General features: G+C 62.4%; 20 protein-coding genes, 1 tRNA gene and 2 pseudogenes. 13 read left to right on the top strand and 10 right to left on the bottom strand.

All coding sequences use genetic code 11. The annotated features are described in order from the left end of the window. Positions 1-40: 40 nt before the first annotated feature. Entirely contained in the window at positions 41-2,557 is a 2,517-nt protein-coding gene (gene pcrA / locus HGQ17_RS08175; RefSeq protein ID WP_168887452.1) for a DNA helicase PcrA, read from the bottom strand. A 266-nt stretch (positions 2,558-2,823) separates the two neighbouring features. On the opposite strand from pcrA, the gene HGQ17_RS08170 reads away from it, so the two are divergent. After that, positions 2,824-3,450 carry a hypothetical protein gene (locus tag HGQ17_RS08170; RefSeq protein ID WP_168887451.1) on the top strand — a complete coding sequence of 209 codons (627 nt, stop codon included), beginning with the start codon at positions 2,824-2,826 and terminating at the stop codon, positions 3,448-3,450. Here HGQ17_RS08170 and HGQ17_RS08165 read toward each other — a convergent pair. Further along, the gene (locus tag HGQ17_RS08165) at positions 3,423-4,106 is read right to left on the bottom strand and encodes a hypothetical protein (protein WP_168887450.1); all 684 of its coding nucleotides are present in this window, start codon (positions 4,104-4,106) and stop codon (positions 3,423-3,425) included. The genes HGQ17_RS08170 and HGQ17_RS08165 overlap by 28 nt on opposite strands. 6 nt (positions 4,107-4,112) lie before the next feature. Further along, complete coding sequence (locus tag HGQ17_RS08160) at positions 4,113-4,616, bottom strand: hypothetical protein (RefSeq protein ID WP_168887449.1); 504 nt, start codon at positions 4,614-4,616, stop codon at positions 4,113-4,115. Between the two features lie 116 nt (positions 4,617-4,732). On the opposite strand from HGQ17_RS08160, the gene HGQ17_RS08155 reads away from it, so the two are divergent. Next, positions 4,733-5,659 (top strand): acetamidase/formamidase family protein, encoded by a 927-nt coding sequence (locus HGQ17_RS08155; RefSeq protein ID WP_168887448.1) that lies wholly within the window; start codon positions 4,733-4,735, stop codon positions 5,657-5,659. A 3-nt stretch (positions 5,660-5,662) separates the two neighbouring features. Here the strand turns inward: HGQ17_RS08155 and HGQ17_RS08150 are convergent, their stop codons facing one another. Next, entirely contained in the window at positions 5,663-6,142 is a 480-nt protein-coding gene (locus HGQ17_RS08150; protein WP_168887447.1) for a hypothetical protein, read from the bottom strand. A 674-nt stretch (positions 6,143-6,816) separates the two neighbouring features. Here HGQ17_RS08150 and HGQ17_RS08145 point away from each other — a divergent pair. Continuing rightward, a tRNA-Arg gene (locus HGQ17_RS08145) sits at positions 6,817-6,892 on the top strand. A gap of 34 nt (positions 6,893-6,926) precedes the next feature. Continuing rightward, positions 6,927-7,367, top strand: a complete 441-nt coding sequence (locus tag HGQ17_RS08140) for a hypothetical protein (RefSeq protein ID WP_168887446.1) — start codon at positions 6,927-6,929, stop codon at positions 7,365-7,367. A gap of 81 nt (positions 7,368-7,448) precedes the next feature. On the opposite strand, the pseudogene HGQ17_RS15880 reads toward HGQ17_RS08140, so the two are convergent. The 6 genes and pseudogenes from HGQ17_RS15880 to HGQ17_RS08105 all read right to left on the bottom strand — a co-directional run. After that, a pseudogene (locus tag HGQ17_RS15880) lies at positions 7,449-8,537 on the bottom strand (recombinase family protein); the annotation flags it as partial. A gap of 186 nt (positions 8,538-8,723) precedes the next feature. Beyond that, positions 8,724-8,939: a hypothetical protein gene (locus tag HGQ17_RS08125; protein ID WP_168887445.1), complete on the bottom strand. Its 216-nt coding sequence runs from the start codon at positions 8,937-8,939 to the stop codon at positions 8,724-8,726. Further along, positions 8,939-9,550, bottom strand: a complete 612-nt coding sequence (locus tag HGQ17_RS08120; protein WP_168887444.1) for a hypothetical protein — start codon at positions 9,548-9,550, stop codon at positions 8,939-8,941. The genes HGQ17_RS08125 and HGQ17_RS08120 overlap by 1 nt, the downstream gene beginning before the upstream one ends. Before the next feature lie 21 nt (positions 9,551-9,571). Then, the gene (locus HGQ17_RS08115) at positions 9,572-10,018 is read right to left on the bottom strand and encodes a single-stranded DNA-binding protein (RefSeq protein ID WP_168887443.1); all 447 of its coding nucleotides are present in this window, start codon (positions 10,016-10,018) and stop codon (positions 9,572-9,574) included. A gap of 95 nt (positions 10,019-10,113) precedes the next feature. Beyond that, positions 10,114-11,913: pseudogene (locus HGQ17_RS08110) on the bottom strand (type IV secretory system conjugative DNA transfer family protein). Beyond that, entirely contained in the window at positions 11,910-12,485 is a 576-nt protein-coding gene (locus tag HGQ17_RS08105) for a hypothetical protein (protein ID WP_229503412.1), read from the bottom strand. The pseudogene HGQ17_RS08110 and the gene HGQ17_RS08105 overlap by 4 nt, the downstream one beginning before the upstream one ends. 98 nt (positions 12,486-12,583) lie before the next feature. Between HGQ17_RS08105 and cmtR the strand changes: the two genes are divergently transcribed. The 9 genes from cmtR to HGQ17_RS08065 all read left to right on the top strand — a co-directional run bounded on the left by cmtR (position 12,584) and on the right by HGQ17_RS08065 (position 21,349). Then, positions 12,584-12,946, top strand: a complete 363-nt coding sequence (cmtR, locus tag HGQ17_RS08100; protein ID WP_168887442.1) for a Cd(II)/Pb(II)-sensing metalloregulatory transcriptional regulator CmtR — start codon at positions 12,584-12,586, stop codon at positions 12,944-12,946. Further along, a complete protein-coding gene (locus HGQ17_RS08095; protein WP_168887441.1) occupies positions 12,943-14,937 on the top strand; it encodes a heavy metal translocating P-type ATPase in 1,995 nt (664 codons plus the stop codon). The genes cmtR and HGQ17_RS08095 overlap by 4 nt, the downstream gene beginning before the upstream one ends. Next, positions 14,934-15,116, top strand: a complete 183-nt coding sequence (locus HGQ17_RS15875; RefSeq protein ID WP_211090534.1) for an FAD-dependent oxidoreductase — start codon at positions 14,934-14,936, stop codon at positions 15,114-15,116. Before HGQ17_RS08095 ends, HGQ17_RS15875 begins: the two co-directional genes overlap by 4 nt. 9 nt (positions 15,117-15,125) lie before the next feature. Next, positions 15,126-15,998: a flavin-containing monooxygenase gene (locus HGQ17_RS15870; RefSeq protein ID WP_407670765.1), complete on the top strand. Its 873-nt coding sequence runs from the start codon at positions 15,126-15,128 to the stop codon at positions 15,996-15,998. 131 nt (positions 15,999-16,129) lie between these two features. Further along, positions 16,130-17,221 (top strand): IS630 family transposase, encoded by a 1,092-nt coding sequence (locus HGQ17_RS08085; protein ID WP_168887440.1) that lies wholly within the window; start codon positions 16,130-16,132, stop codon positions 17,219-17,221. A 285-nt stretch (positions 17,222-17,506) separates the two neighbouring features. After that, a complete protein-coding gene (locus tag HGQ17_RS08080) occupies positions 17,507-18,175 on the top strand; it encodes a winged helix-turn-helix domain-containing protein (RefSeq protein WP_456093930.1) in 669 nt (222 codons plus the stop codon). Between the two features lie 95 nt (positions 18,176-18,270). Then, a complete protein-coding gene (locus HGQ17_RS08075) occupies positions 18,271-19,290 on the top strand; it encodes a sensor histidine kinase (protein ID WP_324615222.1) in 1,020 nt (339 codons plus the stop codon). Positions 19,291-19,455: 165 nt separating this feature from the next. Continuing rightward, the gene (locus HGQ17_RS08070) at positions 19,456-20,550 is read left to right on the top strand and encodes a DUF418 domain-containing protein (RefSeq protein ID WP_168887437.1); all 1,095 of its coding nucleotides are present in this window, start codon (positions 19,456-19,458) and stop codon (positions 20,548-20,550) included. Between the two features lie 151 nt (positions 20,551-20,701). Next, entirely contained in the window at positions 20,702-21,349 is a 648-nt protein-coding gene (locus HGQ17_RS08065; RefSeq protein WP_324615221.1) for a DUF305 domain-containing protein, read from the top strand. Positions 21,350-21,638: the final 289 nt, after the last annotated feature.

The raw sequence follows: 21,638 nt of genomic DNA, 5'->3' as shown, positions 1-21,638 counted from the left end.
CTTCTGCGTCGAAGTCAACTCTTTATAGCAAAGGGCGGCTTCAGCCGACCTTCTCCACTGGAGCATATCGCAGGAGAAGCCGCTTCTCGCTCCCGGCGAAGCTGACCTTTGCCACGGTTTTATCCCCGGTGCCTTCGACACCGATGACCTCGCCGCGGCCGAATTTTGCGTGTTGCACCTGGTCGCCGGGTTTCAGACTGGGGATCTCCCGGTCCGGGTTGACCTGTTTGCGCACAGGTGAGGTCTTCGGCGGGGTGAATGTTACGCCGCCGGCTGATCCGCCACCGGTCAGCGAGGGTTCCGAACCCCAGCCGGTGCCGGTGCTGCCGCGGAATCCCGCAGAGCGGAACGACGACGACGCCCCGGACTGCTCCACCAGTTCCTCAGGGATATCTGCCAGGAACTGACTCGGCGGGTTGTATTGGACCTGTCCCCAGAGGCTGCGGGACTCCGCCCGGGTGAGGTAGAGCCGCTGTTCTGCGCGGGTGAGGCCGACATAGGCCAGGCGGCGCTCCTCGGCCATCTGCTCGGTGTCTCCCATGGAGCGCTGGTGGGGGAAGACCCCGTGCTCCATGCCTGTGAGGAAGACCACAGGGAATTCGAGACCTTTGGCGGTGTGCAGGGTCATCAGGGTGACCTGTCCCTGTTCGGCGGCCAGCCGCTGGGATTCGGCATCCGGGGCATCCGGGATGGCGTCGGCATCGGCGATGAGGCTGACCTGTTCGAGGAAATCGGCCAGGGCCGGCGTCCCGGCATCCCCCGAAGCATCCTGCGGATCCTCCGGGTCCCCGCTGCCGGGGTTACCGGGAGCGCTTGCGCGCGCCTCGTACTCCTTGAGTACGGCCACCAGCTCGCCGAGGTTATCGGCCCGGGATTCATCCTGCAGGTCCTTGGATTCGCGCAGGGCGGCCATCATGCCGGACTGCTCCAGGACAGCCTCGAGCACCACGGAGGGTTTCTCAGTGGTGGCCAGGGCCGCGACGTCGTCCATCATCCGCACAAAGGATTCGCAGGCCTTCGCCGAGCGTGCGGCCAGTCCGCAGTCCTCGGTGCGGCGAAGCGCCTCAAAGAATGTAGTGCGGTCCCGGGCGGCGAGCGCGGCGATAGTGGTCTCGGCCTTCTCTCCGATTCCGCGTTTGGGTTCGTTGAGGATGCGGCGGAGGTTGACGTCGTCGTCGGGGTTGTTGATGACGTGCAGATAGGCCAGGGCGTCTTTGATCTCTTTGCGGTCGTAGAACCGGGTCCCGCCGATGACCCGGTAGGGGATGCCGCGGTTGATCAGCCGTTCCTCAAGGGAGCGGGACTGGGCGTTGGTGCGGTAGAAGACGGCGACGTCGGCGGGCCGGAGCCCAAAGTCGTCACCGAGTTTGTCGATAGTCCGGGCGATCCATTCGGCCTCATCGGATTCCGAGTGGGCGGTATGCACGGTGACCTTGGGGCCGGTTCCGTTCTCGGTCCAGAGGTTCTTCTCAGCCCGGGAGGGGTTTTGGCTGATCACCGCATTGGCCGCCGAGAGGATGTTCTGGGTGGAGCGGTAGTTCTGCTCCAGTTTGATGGTGGTGGCCTCGGGGTAGTCCCGCTCGAATTCGGTGATGTTGCGGATATCCGCACCACGGAAGGCGTAGATGGACTGATCAGAATCGCCCACCACGGTCAGCTGACCGGGAGGGGTGTCCACATCGGGGTGGTCAGGTCCGGTGAGCTGGCGGATCAGTCGGTACTGGGCGTGGTTGGTGTCCTGGTACTCATCGACGAGCACATGGCGGAACCGGCGCCGGTAGTTGTCCAGCACATTCGGAAAGGCATCGAACATGTAGACCGTCTCGGCCAGGAGGTCATCGAAGTCATAGGCGTTGGCCGCCCGCAGCCGGGTGGAGTACTCCCGGAAGATAGTGGAGACGGCTTCACTGAAGGGCTCATTGGGCGCCTTGGCGCTGTACTCCTCGGCGTCGATGAGCTCATTCTTCAGCGCAGAGATCTTATTGCGAATGGCTCGGGGGTTGAAGCGTTTGGGGTCCAGCTGGTGCTCTTTGGCCATCTGGGTGACCAGGCGCAGGGAGTCAGCGGAGTCGTAGATGGTGAAGCTGGATTTGCGGCCGATGGTAGCGGCCTCGGCGCGCAGAATCCGCACACAGGAGGAGTGGAAGGTGGAGATCCACATGCGTTCGGCGGTAGAGCCGATCAGCTGGCCGATACGCTCCTTCATCTCCCGGGCGGCCTTATTAGTGAAGGTGATGGCTAGGATCTCGTGCGGGCGGGCGTCACCACTGCGGATGAGATGGGCAATCCGCCGGGTGAGCACCGCAGTCTTTCCTGAGCCGGCACCTGCGACGATCAGCAGCGGGGCGCCGCTGTGCAGCACGGCCTGCTGCTGTTGGGGGTTGAGCCCCGCGGTGGAGCCCTCGTCACCCTGGGAGCCCGGGGTGTTCTGGATAGGTTCCTCCAGCACGGCGGCTCCGGCGTCATCCGGGGGCACAGCGCCCTCTTGGGCCATAGGAGGCGCCTTCCGCGTGGTGGTTCCGGCCCGCTCTGATGGTGGTGTGAAGAGGAATTCCATATCCCCTCCAGTCTACGGGGCGCACCCGACATCGCTCGCGGTTCTCCACAGAGGGCGGGGCAGGCCGGACACCACTCGCGGTTCTCCACAGAGCCCGAGGGCGCAGGGCCTCACCTGGTGGGTCCACTCCCCGATCGGGCTACCTCGCCCTCACTTTTCGTAGGGTTATTGAGAATTCGTAGCCTTATATGCCTACGAAAACCCGATAACCCCACGAAAAGTTGCCCCCGGCAGCGGAGGCTCCGGCATCTGGGAAGATAGTGCCCATGGCAAAACGGCGGAAGAAGAACCGGGGGAACCCTACGCGGAACCGGGATAAGAACCTCAGCGAGAAGTTCGCCAAACCGGAGCCTGAATCTCAGGGCTCGCCGCGGATTCTGGTCTACGCGCTGCTGGGGATCGCCCTGTTCATGGGGCTATATCTGCATGCCTATGCGATGCCGCAGCTCTCCCATTTCGCCGATGGCCTCTCTATGCCCGGGGCCCGGATCACAGGGTACGACGACGCCGATATCCTCGCCCTGCAGTCCGCTTTTGAGGATGAGGCCGCTGGCCAGCTGAACTTTCTGCATAAGACCGCCGGGATCGTCTTCCCGGTGATGTTCTTCCTCGCGGTCTGGGCGACGATGGGGCTGCTGGCCCGCGGTACCTGGCGGTGGGCGGTTGTCGCCACTGCAGGCGGATTCGCCTCCCTGGACATCACCGAGAACATCCTGATCGACGCAGTTCTGGGTCAGAATCCGCCGGAGACCTCGATGACGGCCATGGCGTCAATCTTCACCCAGGTCAGCTGGGCTCTCTTGGCGGTGATCTCGGTAGTGGTGGTCGTCGTCGTAGTGCGTGATTACATCATCTCCGGCCGGGCTCAGCGCCCGGACAGGACCGTGAACTGAAGGACCAGCAGTACTGAGACCGCGGCGATAATCCCGATTGTCACCAGCGGGGTGTTGTCCCGCAGGCGCTTGCCAGGCTGGCTGACCACCGGGAGGTTCTCCGCCCGGGTCGATCCCTGAGGAGGTCGCTGACCCTGCAGACCCTCAGGCGGCGGGGTTTCGTGATCTGAGATCGAGGGCACCGGCTCAGCGGGCTCTGGGGTTTCCGGTGCAGCCTCCGGGGGCTCCACGGGCTCCGACTCCACAGGACTCGAAGTATCAGGATCCTGGGCCAGTGGGTCCTGAGGCTGTGCTGCCATCCAGTGGGATTCGGCCTGAAACAGGGCGGCGGCGAGGTCGAAGGCCCATGTCCACAGCCGCGCATCGGTGCCGACGATCTCAGTGTTGCTGTAGGCCAGGATCCAGTCGTCAATGACCTCAATGTGGAACTGGCCCCGGTTGCGCTGGATCTGCCGCAGCACCTCCGGGGTGAAGATCGCGCGGGCCTCGTGTTCGGCACCCTCGGCGCAGTAGAGGTGGAAATCCCACTCAAATTCCTCCGGCAGCGCGATCCGGTCGCGGCGGGACATCCGCTGGGGCAGACCGGTGAATCCAAAGCCCGAGCGCTTATCCCGGGAGTCCAGCAGCATCTGGTGGGCCGGGCGCCCCAGCCTCACGGCGATCTAGCCCCAGCGGTGGGTGGTGCTGTCCCGGCCGCTCTGGGTCACGTATTGATAGTTGCCGAACTCCACCATGGGGGTGGTTTCAGTGTGCAGCCGGTGCCGCGAGACCCTGCTCTTGCCGTGGTGGAAGATCATTCCCGGCAGCGGTGGCACGATCTCAGCGGGGTCATAGGTGAGCCCATTGGCCTGGGCGAAGCGGAAGAGCCGGTAGTCCAGCACGGGGCTGTAGCGCTGATAGTTCAGCACTGAGAAGATAACAGCACCGACGACGACGGCGCCGGCTACTACCCATAACCCTGTGGAGTCGCCGGTTGCGGCCATGAACACCGCGAAGAGCGCGACAGCGGCCATGCCCATCACTTTGACCTCGAAGGAGCTTTCGTCACGGACGATGCCGCGGGCGTTGAGTGTTGCCCGGTATTCCTTGGCCTCGGCACGGTCCACCGGTTCGGTGGGGGGCCGAGTGTCCGGGACGTTATTCGGGGGAGTCTCCGCGCTGCTCATCACGCCTAACCTAGCGCAGGGTGCTGATGTGCTTTCAAGCGGCTCCACTCAGTAAGGAGCCCGCAGGGGGATAGTCTGGCCGGTGACACCTCAGCCCTGAACGGAAAGTGATCACCATGACTCATTACGAGGTTCCCCAGGTCTATAACCGGCTCTGGACCACCGAGCATGAACCGGTGCTGCATATCGGCAGCGGTGACACTCTGAGCTTCGATGTGCTCGATGCCGCCGATGGTCTCTACCGGGACTATGAGAATGGTGGCCCCCTGCCGGAACGGGATCCATCCCGAGCCTATCCGCTGCGCGGGCCGATCATGGTTGCTGATGCCCAGCCCGGCGATGTCCTGGAGATTGAGCCCCTGGAGTTCTCCACTATGGGCTGGGGGTGGACCGGTTTCCGTCCCGGGGCGGGGTTATTGCCCGAGGACTTCGCGGAGCCCTTCGTCTATAAATGGGATCTCACTGCTGGGGACACCGCGACATTCTTGGATGTGGCCGATATTGCGCTACGCCCCTTCCTCGGAGTTCTAGGCTGCACACCGGATACGAGGGAAGGGCTCGGGGTCATGCCGCCGGGTCATTTCGGCGGGAATATGGATATCCGGGATTCGACCGCCGGAACCAAGGTCTACCTGCCGGTGCAGGTTGAGGGTGCCCGGCTGATGTTCGGGGATCCCCATGCAGCCCAGGGTGATGGGGAGGTTTGTGTCTCTGCCATTGAGGCCCCGCTGGAGGGAACATTGAAAGTCAGCCTGCATAAGGATCGGCGAATCAGTGCTCCGCAGTTCCGGACTCCGGGGCCCCTGCGGTCAGGGATTGAGGATGCTGGTTATTACGCCACCACTGGTATCGGCCCGGATCTCATGGAAGCCTCCCGGGATGCTGTCCGCGCAATGATTGATTATCTTGTGGCTGAATACAAGTTGGAGCCGCGGCATGCCTATGTGCTCTGTTCGGTGGTGGTGGATCTGAAGATCAGTGAAGTTGTCGACGCCCCGAACTGGGTGGTCAGCGCCTACCTGCCGTTGTCAGTTATGCGATAGTCCTCACTCTGGACGTTGCCCATCGATACCGGGTGGTGCACCGATCCCGGTTCGCTCGAGGTCTAGGCCCAAGAAGTCTGCTACCTGCTGCGCCTCAGCCAGCATGAGCTGCCTACCGTGGAACGGGACACCTCGAACGTAGGCAAGGTGGACCCTTAACCCCCCGGGCAGATCCACAAAGAGGACGGACTCTAGCAGCAGGGCACCGTCGTCGTTGGTCTCTGAGGCGTGGAGGCCGAGCCGCTGGATCTCTGCGGTGGTGAAGGTTTCGCGGGACAACGGACGCCGTAATCCGCTGAAGGACCTCACCACATGGCGGCCCGTGCTGCTTAGGACGGCGTACCGCCTGCCTGCATTCTGTGAGTAGAAGAAGACAAAGCCGGCGGCCAACACCACCCCGAAGAGCAGGATCCATTCGCGAGTGACCAACGCTGCGCCGATGAACAGACCAGAGAGAATCAGAGAACCTAATGCGCCCGTCATACTGTAATACCCACTGGTCAACCTGAGGCAGTCCTTTTCCTGCTGGAGCTGGAGTGGGGAGGCTTTGTGCTGGCTCACGGCGCTCCCACTCCGGTGCGGTGGAGATCCCGTCCGAGGAATTGGGAGACCCTGTTCGACTCCTCCAGCATGAGTTGCTCGCTAGGGGCAGAGGCGGTCGTGGCTTCGGCGAGAGTTATCTGTTTGCCGTCTGAGAGTCCGGCCTAGAGGGTGGAGCGCAGCACCCGCGCCCCACGCCCCAGATCGACTTCATCAGTATGGAGACCGATGTGGTGGATGTCCTGGTGACGAAACTGTTCGACACGGGCTTGGTGCCTCATGCCGCGGGTCACTGTGGTGCATGCGGCCCTGCTCAACAGAGTGCGCCGGACCTCATTCCCCCGAACGAAGAGAATCGCTAGTCCTACACAGAACAGGGTTGGGATCATCACGAGCCATTCACCAGTAATGTATCCCGCTAGTGCAATGAATCCGCCTACCGCGAGGCTTATAGCGGCCGGGACGGCGGCTTTCCTGCCGCTGACCAGTTCAAAACTTTCTGATGTCTCACGCCAGTCCACTCCTGAACCCCGTGACTGGCGCCCAGCCCCTGTGGAACCCATAGACGTATTGAACCATTAAGATGGGAGAGGCACGTCCGGCTCTGCCGGACCCACGCCTCCGTAGCTCAGGGGATAGAGCACCGCTCTCCTAAAGCGGGTGTCGCAGGTTCGAATCCTGCCGGGGGCACCAGTTGGTCCTTGTTCAAACCTGCGACGTTCGCGGTTTGAACTCCACTCTGGTCTCCACCAGCCTGCTTGCGACGCAGCGCGGTGGACTGGACCTCCGGGTTGAACAAGATGTCGAAGGGCTCACCGGCCTCCCCGTCCACGGCATCGGCCTCTGGGATGTAGAGCTTATCGAAGAATGCCTGGTTGGCTGCGCGGCGCAGCGAGTCATCGATGCTCATGTAGATCGCGTGGCAGTCACCAGCCAGGGCCAGGCAGTCCTCCAGATGGGCCTGGGCCTGTTCGTACTCCAGGGTGCCGGCCTCGATCTGTGCTTCCAGGAACGCCAGGCGCTTAGCGATCCTCTCCTGCTCAGTCTTCAGCAGCTCCAGCGGCACGGCTCCGGCGTAGTGAGCTTGAAGGAGCTTGGTCCGCTCCGCGATCAGATCCTCCCGTTCTCGGGTGTAGGCCTCCTGCTGCTGCTTGGTGGTGGCCTGTAACCGATCGAACTCCGAGGTCACCAGCTCCCGCAGCGCGGTCACGATGTGCTCGGGTATCTGGACCTGCTTGTAGTAATCCTCGACCGCACGCTCCACATCCGGGATGTACATGGCCTTCTGCTCGCAGTTGGTGCGCTTGGAGTGCCGCCCGGCACACATGAAGTAGGGGTAGATCACGCCCTGGCGGTTCTTGGCTTTGGTCATGATCAGCCGGGACCCGCACTGGCCGCAGTACAGGCTACCTTTGAGATAGTGATCATGGACCTGGGTCTTCTCTCCCGAGGCCCGGTGGGAGGACAGCACTGCCTGGACCCGGTACCAAATCTCGGTGGGCACCAGCGGCTCGTGCATCCCTTCATAGACCGTGCCCCGGAAGGACACGTTGCCCTTGTAGTACGGGTTCGACAGCATCCGGTGCACCGCAGAAAGGGAAGGAGCCTTCTTCGGGCGCTTCGGTGTTGGCACCGTGGTCAGACCACGGTCGATGAGTTCATCACGCAGGCTGGCGGTGGAGTAGTTGCCGCTGGCGTAGGCCTCGAAGGCCCACTTCACGATGGGGGCTCGTTCTGGATCAAGGTCAACGGTGCGCATCTCCCGGCCCAGCTCATCCTTCTTCACCACGTTGAGGTAGCCCATAGGAGCCTTGCCGTTGGTGCCCCCGGTGAGGGCCTTCTGGCTCATTCCCTTGGAGACTTCATTGGCCAGGTTCCGCGAGTAGAACTCTGCAATGGAGGACATGATGCCGTGCAGCAACATCCCCGAGGGTGTCTCATCGATGTTCTCTGTGGCAGAGACCAGCAGAACACCCGCTTCCTGCAACGCTAAATGGATAGCGACATCGTCAGAGCGCTTCCGCGCCAGACGATCCACCTTGTGCACGATGCAGTAGGCCACCTGATGAGCCTTGATGTACTCGATCATCCGTATCAGCTCAGGCCGGTCGGCCTTGCGGGCGGACTCACCGGCATCCACGAACTCTTCTACGATGATGGCGTTCAGATCACGGGCCTTGCGAAGGTTGGCTTCCCGCTGAGCCGGGATCGAGAACCCCTCATCCCGGCCGCCCTTGGAGGCTTGCTCCTTGGTGGAGACTCGCAGGTAGGACACCGCCAGGGTGGTGGTCTGGCCCAGCTGTTGAAGACTAGAGATGTCGGGCGCTGTAGTGGTCATTGTCGTGTTTCCTTCCCCGATACGGGCGGGGCCAACACGAGCAGCACCATGGGATGCCGCTGGTGCGGTGCGACTCGTAAACGGGAAACACGACATCAACAGGCTGAGTGGAGCCTGTCGAAGTAAGCCCTATGGGCCAGACATGACTGCGCACCGACAACCGAACCGTGTCCGGCTGCTGGCTTCTTACATGTCAGATTCTACTCCGGGCTCCGTCTCCGCCTCTACCGTGGTGGCGGAGTCATCGCCAGTCTGCTCGCCAGTGTGGGTAGTGCGGGCGCGGTCCAGGGCCATGCCGATGAACACCTGGGCCAGCCGGTGCAGGTCCGGGGTCTCCCGCGGCTGGGCCTCCACCCGCAGGTCCCGCATCCGCTCAGGCAGACGGTCTGAGGTCTGGCTCATCACCGGCCCCCTGGGTGGTCATCGAGGTGGCGAAAGAACTCGTCCTCGGCTTGGCGTCGCTGTGCGACTTGGGCCATCACGAAGTCCACGAACTCGCTTTCGCGGTCTTCGATGGTGAGGTCTTCTACCGGTGGGGCAGGTGCTTCTCCGGGCCAGGAGGTCTGCCGGGTCGGTCGGTCCCTGTCCAGCCGTGTGCCCGAGGCTGCGACCCACTCCCGTAGCCGGGCTCTGGCGTCTGCGAAGTCCCGGTGCCACCCAATGGGCGCTGAGGCGTTCTGTTCGGGGTCGTAGGCCCCGAGCCAGTGCAGGTGCAGGGCGGAGAGTTCCCACACCAGTTCCGGGTGGTGGTGCCAGAACGGTGGGATCACACTGGCCGGCAGCCCGTAGGTCCGCCGCAACCAGTGGACCCACTTGTTCAGTTCCAGCCATTCGGCTTCCAGTTCATCGGCGAAGAGCAGGTTCCAATTGATCGGCTTCGGCGGTTCAGGAAGGTCACCGCCGGGGGTGAAACCTGGCTCGAAGCCGGGGTCCGGTTCGTCACAGGCCGCGTCATAGGTGTCAGGGGCGTCGTAGTCCTCCGGCCCCGGGTCGTGTGGGGTGTGCTGATTCATAGCTCTGGCTCCTGGCCGGTGTCAGAGGCTGAGGTTGGGCGGTTCGGACTGCGGGCTCTGCCGTTGGGGTGCCTCGAACCCTGCGGCGTCGCGTTCGACACTGCGGCGGGGCGTGCGCTCCACCTCGTAGCGGGTGCGGGCCATGTCATGACCGATCCGGCGGGCCACGAACTCCTCACCGGGAGCGGTCAGCCCGTTGGCGTCGGTGTACTCGTATGCGCGCACGTAGCCTTCGGCGATGATCTTGTCGCCCTTGGCCAGACGTTCATGGCCCTGTTCGGCGGCAGCTTTGAAGGCCACCAGGTTGTGGAAGGTGGTGTCCTTCTGCGTAAAAGACCCATCGGCCTCGCGCTGGTAGTGCTCCTTGCCCACCTTGACGAACAAGCGCGGGTCACCGTTTTCGGTGTAGCTCAGCTGCGGTGCTGAGGCGATGAAACCGGAGAATGACTGCTGGGTATGGATCGCCATGACCAGGGCTCCTTATCTGCCACGGCCACCGCCTGGTGCAGGTGGCCTCTGCCAGACAGGTGCACCCCGCCACCCGAGACACAGCCCCCGGCGGGTTAGGTGCCTGGGTGGTGTTGGAGCATGGCTTCGATCTGTTCCCGGTCGGCCTTCAACTCGGTGGCCTCGGGTCGTTGGGTCCAGCGGCGCAGGTCGGTGATGATCGGCGGTGCGGTCCGCAGCAGGGTGACTCCGGTGCCGAAGGGTAGGGTCCTGATCCGGTCTGGTGACAGCACCGAGACCCGGCGAACTGAGCGTTGGTTGGAGCGGGTGCCGTGATCCCCGATGGTGGTTGAATCGGTGTACTCGTCGCGTTCTCCGATGAGGGTGGAGAGGTCTTGGAGGTCCCGGGAGTTCGATGCCCCGCCGAGGATGATTTTGACGATCGCGGCATCCTAGATCGCCCCGGCCTGGTTCTCTGACCACTTCTCCCGCGCCTGTGCCAACGACTGAAGTACCGGCAGAGTGGTGATTCCGGTGCCGCCACCTTCAGCCATCAACGTCGGCAGACTGGGTAGGGGTGCGAGGTTGCCGATCTCATCCAGCGCCAGCAGCAGCGGCGGGTCCAACCGTGCGCCGGGCGATCGGGCGGCCATGCGCCGGGCGGTTTCGACCAGGTCTTCGACGAACGCGGCGACCAGGGAGGCTGAGGCTCCGGCTCCTGCGCCGGTGGCCAACAGGAACAGGCTGCCCCGGTCCTGGATGAACTGTTCGGGGTCAAAGTCCTCCCCAGCCCTGGGTGAGACCGCATCCAACACCCGAGGATCAGACAACGCTGACAGCGCCAGGGAGACGCCCTGCCAGATGGAATCCCGGGTCTTCGGGTCAGCTTCCAGCATCGAGGCCAGCGAGTCATCCCACCCGGTCGCCGCCCTCAGGGTGCTGGAGAGGATGGTCACCGCCTCGGCGGCGGCTGAGGGGTCCAGAGTCCAGCGGAATAGCTCAGCCGGTGACCGATGATCCAACGCAGCCGCATGAAGGAGCGATTGGAGGGCAGTACGGGTCTTGCCTTCCCAGAACCCGCCAGATTCGACCCCGCCAGCGGACATGCCAGTCGCTGAAGCCAGCCCGGTGGCCCGGATCATCGCCGTCAGCGGGTCCTCACACCCCCGGATGGGCGACCAACGCATCCCCGCAGGGATGCCCTCTGCCAGGTGTTGGGGGTCGAAGACCGCCACCGGGCCGACCTTCTCCCTCGCCCGCAACGTCGCGGTGAGGTTATCCGGCCGGGTAGATGTCGTCACTACTGCCCCGGGGGCATCCAGGATCGCATTGATGACCACATGCAGGCCCTAACCGGATCGGGATGGGCCGATCAGCAGAATCGAGTCCTCCACCGAAGCCCACACCTGCTTGCCCGCAGAGGTCCCCAGCAGGTAGCCCACATCCTCCACGCGGGGCTTGACCAGAGAAGGCCGCAGCGTCTCAGCCCGGCGTAGCAGTGCTTTTGGTGTGGCGACTTTGGCGACGTCGGCACTGGTGGCGGTGCCTGCCAGCCGATGGGGGTCATTCTGCTTCTGCTGCCCCCAGCGGCGCACCCGCACCCACACCCACACCCACGCACCCGCCCCGGCCAGCCCGGCGAGCATCAACCCGGCAATGATCCAGTAGGCCACCGGGTGTAGGCCCTCAGCTGCCAGCGCGTTGGCAGGATCACCAGGGCTGAAGAGAACCCCGAGCCCGGCAGCTGGACCAGCATCGGGCATCGCTGCGCCGGTGATCCAGGCGGCGACAGTGCCAGCGGCACGCAGGATCACTGCAATGCCTGCGGTGACCATGAGCAGGATGATCAGGGCGTTGGTGACTTCATCACCCATACCCCCGGCTTGGTGAGACCCCGGAGTGATGCCCCGGGTCATGGCAGCCGCCTCACCAGTGTGGTCCCCGAGGACCGGCCGAAGACCAGCACCTCAGCACCAGCACGCAAGGTCGTCTTCTGCCGCCGGGTCAGACGGGTCTCGACCTCTCCGTCGTCATTGGCGGTGGTCTCGGTGACCACCAAAGCGATAGCCACGTCTTCACCGGGCAGGAACCCCGCACCCGAGACCCTGGCCGCAGCCGCCTTCCCGCTGGCCTTAGACCGTGCGCTCTCTGCCTGCTCCGCCTCGGGGTTTGGGGTGGTGGGTGTGCGCCTGCGGGCTCGGATGATGTCAGTAAAAGTGGAGCCGTCGGTTTCGTGAACCTCGATCCGCACCGTCTGTGTCCGGTCCTCAGTGACCGCGTCCAGCAGCTCGCCGAACCGGGCACGAGACCATGCCCCGTCTTCGGGTGCGGGGAAGTCCTCGCCATCCACGGTGACAGCTAGGGCCCCGGTGGGCTCGGTGACAGTGATGATCACATGAGGAAGCACCGCCGGAACATCAAGCTCTGTGTCTGAGGACTTGATCTTCTTCGCTCGGCGCGAGGGATGTCTGGTGTTGTCGTGGCTCATGCCCACCAGGTGCGCCTGCAACCTCCCGCGTACTGAAGGTAGCCTTCTGGTTAGGTCACTACTTGCTGACTAGTCATCGTTCGCTGTATGGTCAGTGTGTGCTGACTATTGCTTCTCGTCTTGATGTGATGAACCGGTTGGGCCGCGCTATGGCTGACCCCACCCGGTCCCGGATTTTGTTGTCCCTCCTGGATGAGCCGGATTATCCGGCCAAGCTGGCCCGTGACCTGGAGTTGACGCGGACGAATGTGTCGAATCATCTGGCGTGCTTGCGGGATTGCGGGATCGTGGTCGCTGAGCCGGAGGGCCGTCAGACCCGCTATGAGATCGCTGACCCTCACCTGTCGCGGGCGCTGAACGCTTTGGTGGAGACAACCCTGGCAGTCGATGAGGGTGCGGAGTGTCTTGACCCGGTGTGCCCGGAGGGGTGCTGCGCTGGCGGAGAGCAGGTGCAGCGATGAGCGTGGATGCCTGCGGGTGTGCTTCCCCCAGTGAGAACACGGCTTCTGCGGAGAGCACTAAAGAGCCTCAGTGGTGGGGGGATCGTCGTGTTCTGATTCCACTGGTCTCGGGGTTGCTGCTGGCCACAGGGTGGGTGTTGGAGTGGACCGGGGCAGCAGATCAGGACCCGCTTTCGACTGTGACGCTGGCGGTGTTCTGGGTCAGCCTGCTGTTGGGGGCTTCTCAGTTCGTTCCTGGTGCTTTACGGGCGCTGGTGGTGCGTCGCCGCCTGGGTATCGGGTTGTTGATGACGATCAGCGCCACTGGAGCGGTTGCGCTGGGTTACATCGAAGAAGCCGCAGCTCTGGCCTTTCTCTATTCCATTGCAGAGGCCTTGGAAGATCGGGCGATGGACAAGGCCCACTCCGGGCTGCGTTCCCTGCTGAACCTGTTGCCAGCCAGCGCCACCATCGTCGACGAGGCTGGCGATCAGCGGCAGGTGGCTGCCTCTACTCTGGTGCCGGGTCAGCTGATCCGGGTTGCAGCTGGGGAACGCCTAGCCACTGACGGGGTGGTCCGCACCGGACGTTCAGCCCTGGACACTTCAGCGATCACTGGTGAGTCGATTCCGGTGGAGGCTGGCCCTGGTGATGAGGTGTTGGCCGGGTCGATCAACACGACCGGGGTGTTGGAGGTCGAAGTCACCGCACCGGGAACAGACAACTCGCTGACCACAGTGGTCCAGTTGGTCGAGCAGGCTCAGGCGGAGAAGGGTGAACGTGCCCGGCTGGCTGATCGGATCGCCCGTCCCCTGGTGCCCGGTGTACTGCTGCTGGCGATTCTGATCGCGGCGCTGGGTTCACTCTTCGGAGACCCGATGGAGTGGGTGACCCGGGCAATCATCGTGCTGGTGGCCGCCTCACCATGTGCGCTGGCGATCTCGGTGCCGATCACCGTGGTCTCTGCCATCGGCGGGGGCAGCAAGCACGGGGTGATCGTGAAATCCGGTGCAGCTTTCGAGCAACTGGGATCTGTAAGTCACGTGGCTTTCGATAAGACAGGCACACTGACCCGTAACCGTCCCACCGTCAGCGCCGTGCTGACCGCACCCGGGCACACCGAGCAGCAGGTACTGACGTGGGCAGCAGCGCTGGAAGCTCACAGCACGCACCCCCTCGCGGTAGCCATCACTCATGCGGCGGCTGATGCCCCGCAGGCCACTGAAATCACTGAGCACCCTGGACAGGGCATCACCGGAGTTATCGGTGCCAGCCGGATCGCGGTGGGCAGTCCCCGGTGGCTTGATGCCGGGGCGCTGTCCGAAGAAGTCACAGAACTGGAACGGGAAGGCAGCACCGTGGTGGTCATCCACCATAATGGGGAGGCAGTCGGGGCTGTCGGTGTGCGGGACGAACTGCGCGAAGAAGCAGTAGAAGCGATCCAGCAGCTTACCCGTGCCGGGGTCAAGGTCACCATGCTCACCGGTGACAACACACGCACAGCCCATGCTCTAGCGGCTGAAGCCGGGATCACTGATGTCCGCGCAGAGCTGCGCCCAGAAGACAAAGCCGCCGCCATCACCGAACTGCGGGCAGGCAACCGGGTGGCAATGATTGGTGACGGCATCAATGACGCCCCCGCATTGGCCGCCGCAGATATAGGCATCGCCATGGGCGCCACTGGCTCCGATGCCGCAGTGGAATCAGCTGATGTGGCCTTCACCGGCGAAGACATCCGCCTGATCCCTCAAGCCCTGGCGCACGCCCGGCGCGGACGGATGATCATCAACCAGAACATCATCCTCTCCTTGACCCTGATCGCGGTGTTACCACTGTTGGCGCTCTTCGGCGTGATCGGCCTGGCCGCCGTCGTCCTCGTCCACGAACTCGCCGAGGTCGTCATCATTCTCAACGGGTTACGCGCGGCTCGCACCCGCCACTCTCACCCCTCATCACGTCCTGTTGTCTCCGCCAAGGCAGGAGCAGGCTCGGACCATCAAGTACAGCCATGAGTCCAGCAACGTACAAACATCTCGATGTGGCAGTTATCGGTGCGGGCCAAGCAGGTCTTGCACTCGGGTACTACCTGGCCGAAGCAGGAATGAGCTTCCAACTACTCGATGCGACCGACAAGGTGGGCATCTCATGGGCACACCGCTGGGACTCTCTGCGCTTGTTCACCCCTGTGTAGTACAACTCGCTGCCTGGATTCGACTTTCCTGGTGAACCGGGGACACACCCTGGCAAAGATAAGGTGGCTGACTACCTAGCCACATATGCCCAGCGGTACGCCCTACCCGTTCACCTCGACACCCGCATGACGAGATTGAACGGAGCGGCAGGGGATTTTCGGCTGCGCTTCGCAAGCAGGGAGCCCCTGAGGGCGAGAGCTGTTGTCGTCGCGACCGGGGCTTTCGGGTCACCCTTCGTGCCCGGTCTGGCCAACAGACTTGACCCGCAGGTCTTGCAGATCCACTCCGAGGACTATCGGAACCCAAGTCAGCTACGCGGTGACAACGTCTCTGTCGTCGGGGGTGGAAACTCTGGATTCCAAATCGCGTTGGAGCTCGCCAACCAAGGGAAGAGAGTTTCTCTATCCGAAGGTGCAGGTCTGCGTAGCTTGCCACAGCGTCTCCTAGGGCGTGATCTGTTCTGGTGGTTGACGACCACAGGTCTCATCGGCGTTGCTGGAAGTTCACGCCTGGGCCGTCGCCTGCGCGCGAATGAGCCGGTAATCGGCACCAGTCGTCGACGTCTCCGCAGGGCCGCGGTCAGTTTCCGACCAAGAACCGTGGAGGCCCACACGGATCGTCTCTCTTTCGAAGACGGCACGAATATCAAGGTAGACACAGTTGTATGGACTACGGGATATCGGCATGACGACACCTGGATTGATATCCCCGGTGCGCTCAACGAAAACGGCGCCCTTACCAACCAAGACGGCGTCACTCCTGTAGAGGGGCTCTACACATTGGGGCGTCCGTGGCAGCGCGACCGAGGGTCTTCATTGCTCGGCTATGTCCGCCGAGACGCTGAGAGGCTGGCCCATCGCCTCGCACGAGAGGCTTCGTAACGGCGACGTTCATTCGGCTACTGGTAGTTGCGAGGGTTGTAATTGACCGTCGGTAGAGGGTGGGATCAGCATCTTGACCTTCTAGTGGTGTGTCTCGTAAATAGTTAGGTCGTCTAGGGGTAGAATGGAGTATGTCTGCTCCAGCCCCGCCTCTTGTTATGTCCGACACTGATCGTGAAGTGCTTGCTAAGGTCGCCCGCTCTACTTCGGCAGCTCACCGGGAAGTCATCCGGGCCCGGGTGCTGTTGGCTGCTGCTGACGGGGCCGGCAACCGCACCATCGCTGCAGAGCACGGGATCTCACCGATGACAGTACGAGCCTGGCGCTCGGCGTTCGCCACTGAAGGCCTGAAGCATTGGGGCAAGGTGAAGAAAGGCCGGGGCCGCAAACCCTCCATTCCGTCAGAGACCATCGCTGAGATCGTGCGGATGACCACCAAGGTCACGCCCAAGGGCGAAACCCACTGGTCGACCCGCTCACTGGCCAAAGAGCTGGGAATCTCGCACTCGACAGTCCACCGGGTCTGGAGTGAGCTGGGGTTGAAACCTCACCGGGTTGATACGTTCAAAGTCTCCAATGACCCGGCCTTCGATGAGAAGGTCATTGATGTTGTCGGACTCTACCTCAACCCTCCCGAGCAGGCCGTGGTCCTAGCGATGGACGAGAAGTCCTCCGTCCAGGCCCTGGATCGCAGCCAAGCCTCGCTGCCGATGAAGCCTGGCCGAGGTGCGACGATGACCCATGACTATAAGCGCCACGGCACCACCACGTTATTCGCGGCACTGGATGTGCTCACCGGCAAAGTGATCGGCCAGTGCCTGCCCAAGCACCGGCACGAAGAGTTCTTAAAGTTCCTCAAAACGATCGACCGCGAGGTCCCTGATGACCTGGATGTCCATCTGATCTTAGATAACTACGCCACCCACAAGCACGCCAAGGTCAAAGAATGGACCAGGAAGCATCCCAGGTTCCATTTCCACTTCACCCCGACTTCCGCGTCGTGGTTGAACCAGGTCGAGCGCTGGTTCCGAGACCTGACCGAGAAGAACCTGCGCCGCGGGATGTTCCGCTCAGTACCGGAGCTCATCGACAGCATCGAAGAATATATGGAAGCCAACAACCAGGACCCGAAACCCTATGTATGGACTGCCACCGCCGAGTCAATCCTGGCAAAAGTCGCCCGAGCACGAGCCAGCCTCAACGAACAGGCAAACCAAAACTGAGACGGACCACTAGATGTGGTTGCTGAGGGTTTCGCTGGGTGGTGGGGCGCTACGCTTGGGTTCAACTCCTCTGTCGAGCACGAGACAGACTTTATAACAGTTCTGCATCATTGTCACAATTAGGTAACGAAATGCGCGTTGAAGCCAGGCTGTTTCGATCCGCAGCTGAGTTTTCGCGATTGATTGGTTCGGACAGCCATCGGGCGGGGCGTGCGTTCGGGGGTCTTCCTCTATGGTCTAGGAATGGCCTCTAGAACGAGAACTGAATTGCCAACTGTGCTCGTAGTGGACGATGAGGCGCCGCTGGTGCGCCTGGTCCAGGAGTATCTGCGCCGGGATGGGCTGTGTGTCGAGGCCACCGGAAACGGTCCTGACGCGGTGCAGATGGTAGCTGAGCTTGAACCGACCGTTGTGGTCCTCGATTTGGGGTTGCCTGGGATGGATGGGGTGGAAGTGTGCCGGCGGATCCGAACTTTCTCAGACTGCTATGTGATTATGCTGACGGCTCGCGCTGATGAGGTGGACCGTCTCATAGGTTTGTCGGTGGGCGCCGATGATTACGTGACTAAACCCTTCAGCCCGCGTGAACTGGTGCTGAGGGTCCGCGCTATGCTGCGGCGGTCGCGTCCTGAGTCGGCAGCAGAAAGGCACCGGCACAGGGCGGGAGCTCTGATGGTGGACACGAGCGCGCGCGAAGTGTGGCTTGACGACAGCCAAGTGGAGTTGACCCCGACCGAGTTTGAGCTGCTGTCAGCTCTGATCACTGAACCCGGGACCGCAAAGTCCCGCCGCGAACTGATTACCAAAGTCTGGGGTGAAGAGTGGATAGGAGATGAGCATTTGGTCGATGTGCACATCGGCAACCTCCGGCGAAAGATACATGACGACCCCGCTTGGCCTCGCTTCATTCATACCGTGCGTGGCGTGGGATATAAGTTGCGGACGGGCGAATGATGCCTGACCGGCAACCGTGGGGCGCCAGGCTTGGGGTCCGGATACTTCTGGCTGCCATTCTTGTCCTTGGGGTTGGGGCTCTGACAGCTTGGGTCGTGGCCCTTGCCATCGGACCAGCGATTTTCCACGAGCACATGCTTATGGTTGAGACTTCCAATCCGGACCCAGAGGTGGTGAAGCACGCTGAGGAGGCCTTCGACGCATCGTGGCAGCTCTCTTTGTTGTTGGCCCTGATTGCAGCCGGGGTAGCGTCCGTTTTGGTCAGTGCCTTTCTTGCCCGCCGCATCGCAGGCACCCTGAACAAGGTGCGTAGCGCTGCGATTCAGGTGGCGCAAGGCGTTTACAGTGCCCGAGTGCCAGAGGGCGCCATGGGTGCAGAATTCACCGAGATGATTTCGGCGTTCAATCGAATGGCTTCGGAACTCGACGAGATCGAACATACTCGAAAGCGACTTCTGTCTGACTTGGCTCACGAGATGCGAACACCTGTAGCCACCGTCGATGGTTATCTGGAGGCGATGCTCGACGGGGTGGCGGCCGCCGATTCAGAAATACTGACCATGCTGCGTGAGCAGACTGATCGTCTCAAGCGTCTCGCGGAGGACGTTTCACTGGTGAGCTCTGCCGAAGAACACCGATTGAGCATGGAGTCCCAGGCTATCTCGGTCGCTGAACTCGTCAGCGTCGCGCAGGGACAAGCCCGTAGCTTTTACGCAGCGCGTGACGTCGATCTGCAGATTGAGGAAGAGGCCGAGGAGGCCATGGTGGTCGGGGACCGTGACCGCCTTTCACAAGTTCTGACGAACCTGCTAGACAATGCCTTGCGTCACACGCAACCGGGTGATCAGGTCACTCTTCGAACCGGCAGCGACTCAGCGACGGTTCTTCTCAGCGTGGAAGATACTGGTCACGGGGTAGCGCCAGAGCACGTTCCTCACCTGTTCGAAAGGTTTTACCGTGTCGACACCGCCCGTGACCGCGCCCACGGCGGTTCCGGTATCGGGCTGACGATCGTGCGCTCCATCGTTGAAGCCCATGGCGGCACTGTAAGGGCCGAAAGCCGCGGACCGGGGCATGGTGCACTCTTTACAGTGGAGTTGCCGCGTCATGACTGACGCACAGCGCTGATCGGCCGTCCTCGATAGTTGATGAAGGTTCAATGAAGATTCGACCAAGGGGCCCTTGATTGAACCGTTCAGCTACGGCGGTTGTCTAGCCTAGAAGGTCGCGGAAAAGTTAGCGTGTACCGAAGACCGAATTCTGAGCCAGGGAGAGCGAGCTTGCCACCTAATAGCACGTCCTCCCTCGAGCAGAGCGAGGGGCCAGGCCCGTGGCGTCTCGCCGGACTGGACGCGGCTCGGGGTCTCGCCGTGGCGGGCATGATCGTCGTCAATGTCGGGCCTCGCGGCGGAGACAGCTTGGCCGAGATACTTTACCGCCTGCCTTACGGGCGGGCTTCGTTGTTGTTCATGCTCTTAGGGGGCATCGGGTTCTCCCTGCTGACCCGGCGAGCGCGGAGCGGAGAAACTCCAATACCGGCGGGACCTATCCTGTGGCGGGCACTGGTGCTGTTCGTGGGCGGGCTGCTCCTCCAAGCCCTGGACCACGGCGTCTCAGTGATTCTAGTGACTTACGCTGCCCTGTTTATCGTGGCGCTGCCCTTCACTCGGGCCGCCGGGGGCGTGCTGCTTGTTATTGCCGGATTCAGTGCCTCGCTCGGACCCATACTGTGGCTCGCGGTTCAGGAACGCACCGACAAGGCCTTCGACCGGGATCCGCTGACAGCCACCGATTCCCCCGGAGAGCTCCTGGCCGGCACTTTCATCACTGGGCCCTATCCCGTGGCAGTATGGGCTGCCCCGTTCCTCCTCGGGATGTGGCTTGGGCGGCGGGACCTGTCCAGTCAGCTCCTGAGCACCCGACTCATCAAGTGGGGCGCTGTGAGCGCCCTCGGAGCCAGGACAATATCGTTTGCACTCATTGTCTATATGGGTGAGCCCACCGGTCATCTGGTGTGGCAACGGCTGATCAGCTCTGTGGCTCATTCTCAGATGCCGCTGTGGCTGGTTGAAGGCACTGGCGCGGCCATCCTTATGTTGGGAGTGTGTCTGAAGATTGCTGACCGCTGCGTCCAAAGATGGCTGCAGCCCCTGGTGATGCTGGGGCAGTTGGCCTTCACTGCCTACGTGGGTCATCTGCTGATTCTTGCCCTCGCGGTCCGACCTGGGCCTGCGACCCTTCCTGAAGGGCTGGTGGTCAGTGCCCTGATCCTTGTCGCGCTTATAGTTTTTTCACTCACCTGGCGCCGGCTGGTCACCCGAGGGCCCCTGGAAGTGCTTCTGAGACCGCCGCGGCTGTGGCCGGCGGGCACGTGAGCTCCGAGTGCCCCGTATCAAGCGGGAGTGTAGCTTTTCTAAAGATCCTCTGAAGAACCCGCTTCTGGCAAGACTGGCGGCTTGATCCTCATGTCTACTGGAGGCGAACCAATTCAAAGGAGATCAAGGCATGAAGACTAGACTCAGTGCTGTGGCGGTCAGTGTGTTTGCGGTATCTGTTGCACTTACCGCTTGTGGAGGTCCCGCTCAGGACGCCGAAGACCCCGCCGACGATCCGGCTGCGCAGAACGAACAGACTGACCCTGCCAATGGCGGCGAGTACAACGATTCCGACGTCGAGTACGTTTCCGGGATGATAGTTCACCACCAGCAGGCGGTGGAAATGTCGGATATCTTGTTACAGACCGATGATGCCGATCCCGAGGTCTCGGCTTTGGCAGAAGACATCCGAGCCGCTCAGCAGCCCGAGATCGAGCAGATGGAATCGTGGCTTGAGACTTGGGGTAATGGACCCGACGGCGACCACGACGGCATGATGGGCGATGGTGGCCACGACGGCATGATGGGCGATGGTGGCCACGACGGCATGATGGGCGATGGTGGCCACGATGGCATGATGAGTGAGGAAGACCTCGCTGATCTAGAGTCTGCCGAGGGGGACGAAGCGTCCCGCCTGTTTCTAGACCAGATGATCATTCACCATGAAGGTGCCGTGAGTATGGCAGAAGACCACCTCGAAACGGGGGAGAATCCAGAGGCCCTTGAACTTTCAGAGAACGTCATCTCCGACCAGTCTGCAGAGATCGAAGAGATGGAAGAAATGCGCGACAGCCTCTGACCCATCACCCGCGCTCCTACAGAACTCGTCGAAACCCTCAGTACCTAGGAGGACCCCCACCATGATCTGGGCCAGTCACACCAGACGATTCAGCACGAGCGCTGCGGTCCTGGCAGCGATGGTGTTTGTTGCAGCATGTTCATCTGAAGACCCCTCAGCCCCTTCTGGGGGCAGCAACAGTGCGCTCTCAGCCTCCGGGCTGCAGGACGCCTCCGGACGTGAGGTTGTCGAGGAGCTGGAAAGGCTGCCGTTGGCGGAGCGGCCCACCGATTTTGTCGCACCGTAGAAA

It is taken from the genome of Nesterenkonia sedimenti (assembly GCF_012641515.1).
In the GTDB taxonomy this organism is placed as follows: Bacteria; Actinomycetota; Actinomycetes; order Actinomycetales; family Micrococcaceae; genus Nesterenkonia; species Nesterenkonia sedimenti.
The sequence above is the reverse complement of the archived record's forward strand: the minus strand, read 5'-3'. Positions and strand labels throughout refer to the sequence as shown.

What these genes read in the sequence shown, in the direction of transcription:
- pcrA (WP_168887452.1), bottom strand. Translation starts at nt 2,557, where the DNA reads ATGGAATTCCTCTTCACACCACCATCAGAGCGGGCCGGAACCACCACG.
- HGQ17_RS08170 (WP_168887451.1), top strand. Translation starts at nt 2,824, where the DNA reads ATGGCAAAACGGCGGAAGAAGAACCGGGGGAACCCTACGCGGAACCGG.
- HGQ17_RS08160 (WP_168887449.1), bottom strand. Translation starts at nt 4,616, where the DNA reads ATGAGCAGCGCGGAGACTCCCCCGAATAACGTCCCGGACACTCGGCCC.
- HGQ17_RS08155 (WP_168887448.1), top strand. Translation starts at nt 4,733, where the DNA reads ATGACTCATTACGAGGTTCCCCAGGTCTATAACCGGCTCTGGACCACC.
- HGQ17_RS08150 (WP_168887447.1), bottom strand. Translation starts at nt 6,142, where the DNA reads ATGACGGGCGCATTAGGTTCTCTGATTCTCTCTGGTCTGTTCATCGGC.
- HGQ17_RS08125 (WP_168887445.1), bottom strand. Translation starts at nt 8,939, where the DNA reads ATGAGCCAGACCTCAGACCGTCTGCCTGAGCGGATGCGGGACCTGCGG.
- HGQ17_RS08120 (WP_168887444.1), bottom strand. Translation starts at nt 9,550, where the DNA reads ATGAATCAGCACACCCCACACGACCCGGGGCCGGAGGACTACGACGCC.
- HGQ17_RS08115 (WP_168887443.1), bottom strand. Translation starts at nt 10,018, where the DNA reads ATGGCGATCCATACCCAGCAGTCATTCTCCGGTTTCATCGCCTCAGCA.
- HGQ17_RS08105 (WP_229503412.1), bottom strand. Translation starts at nt 12,485, where the DNA reads ATGAGCCACGACAACACCAGACATCCCTCGCGCCGAGCGAAGAAGATC.
- HGQ17_RS08095 (WP_168887441.1), top strand. Translation starts at nt 12,943, where the DNA reads ATGAGCGTGGATGCCTGCGGGTGTGCTTCCCCCAGTGAGAACACGGCT.
- HGQ17_RS15875 (WP_211090534.1), top strand. Translation starts at nt 14,934, where the DNA reads ATGAGTCCAGCAACGTACAAACATCTCGATGTGGCAGTTATCGGTGCG.
- HGQ17_RS08085 (WP_168887440.1), top strand. Translation starts at nt 16,130, where the DNA reads ATGTCTGCTCCAGCCCCGCCTCTTGTTATGTCCGACACTGATCGTGAA.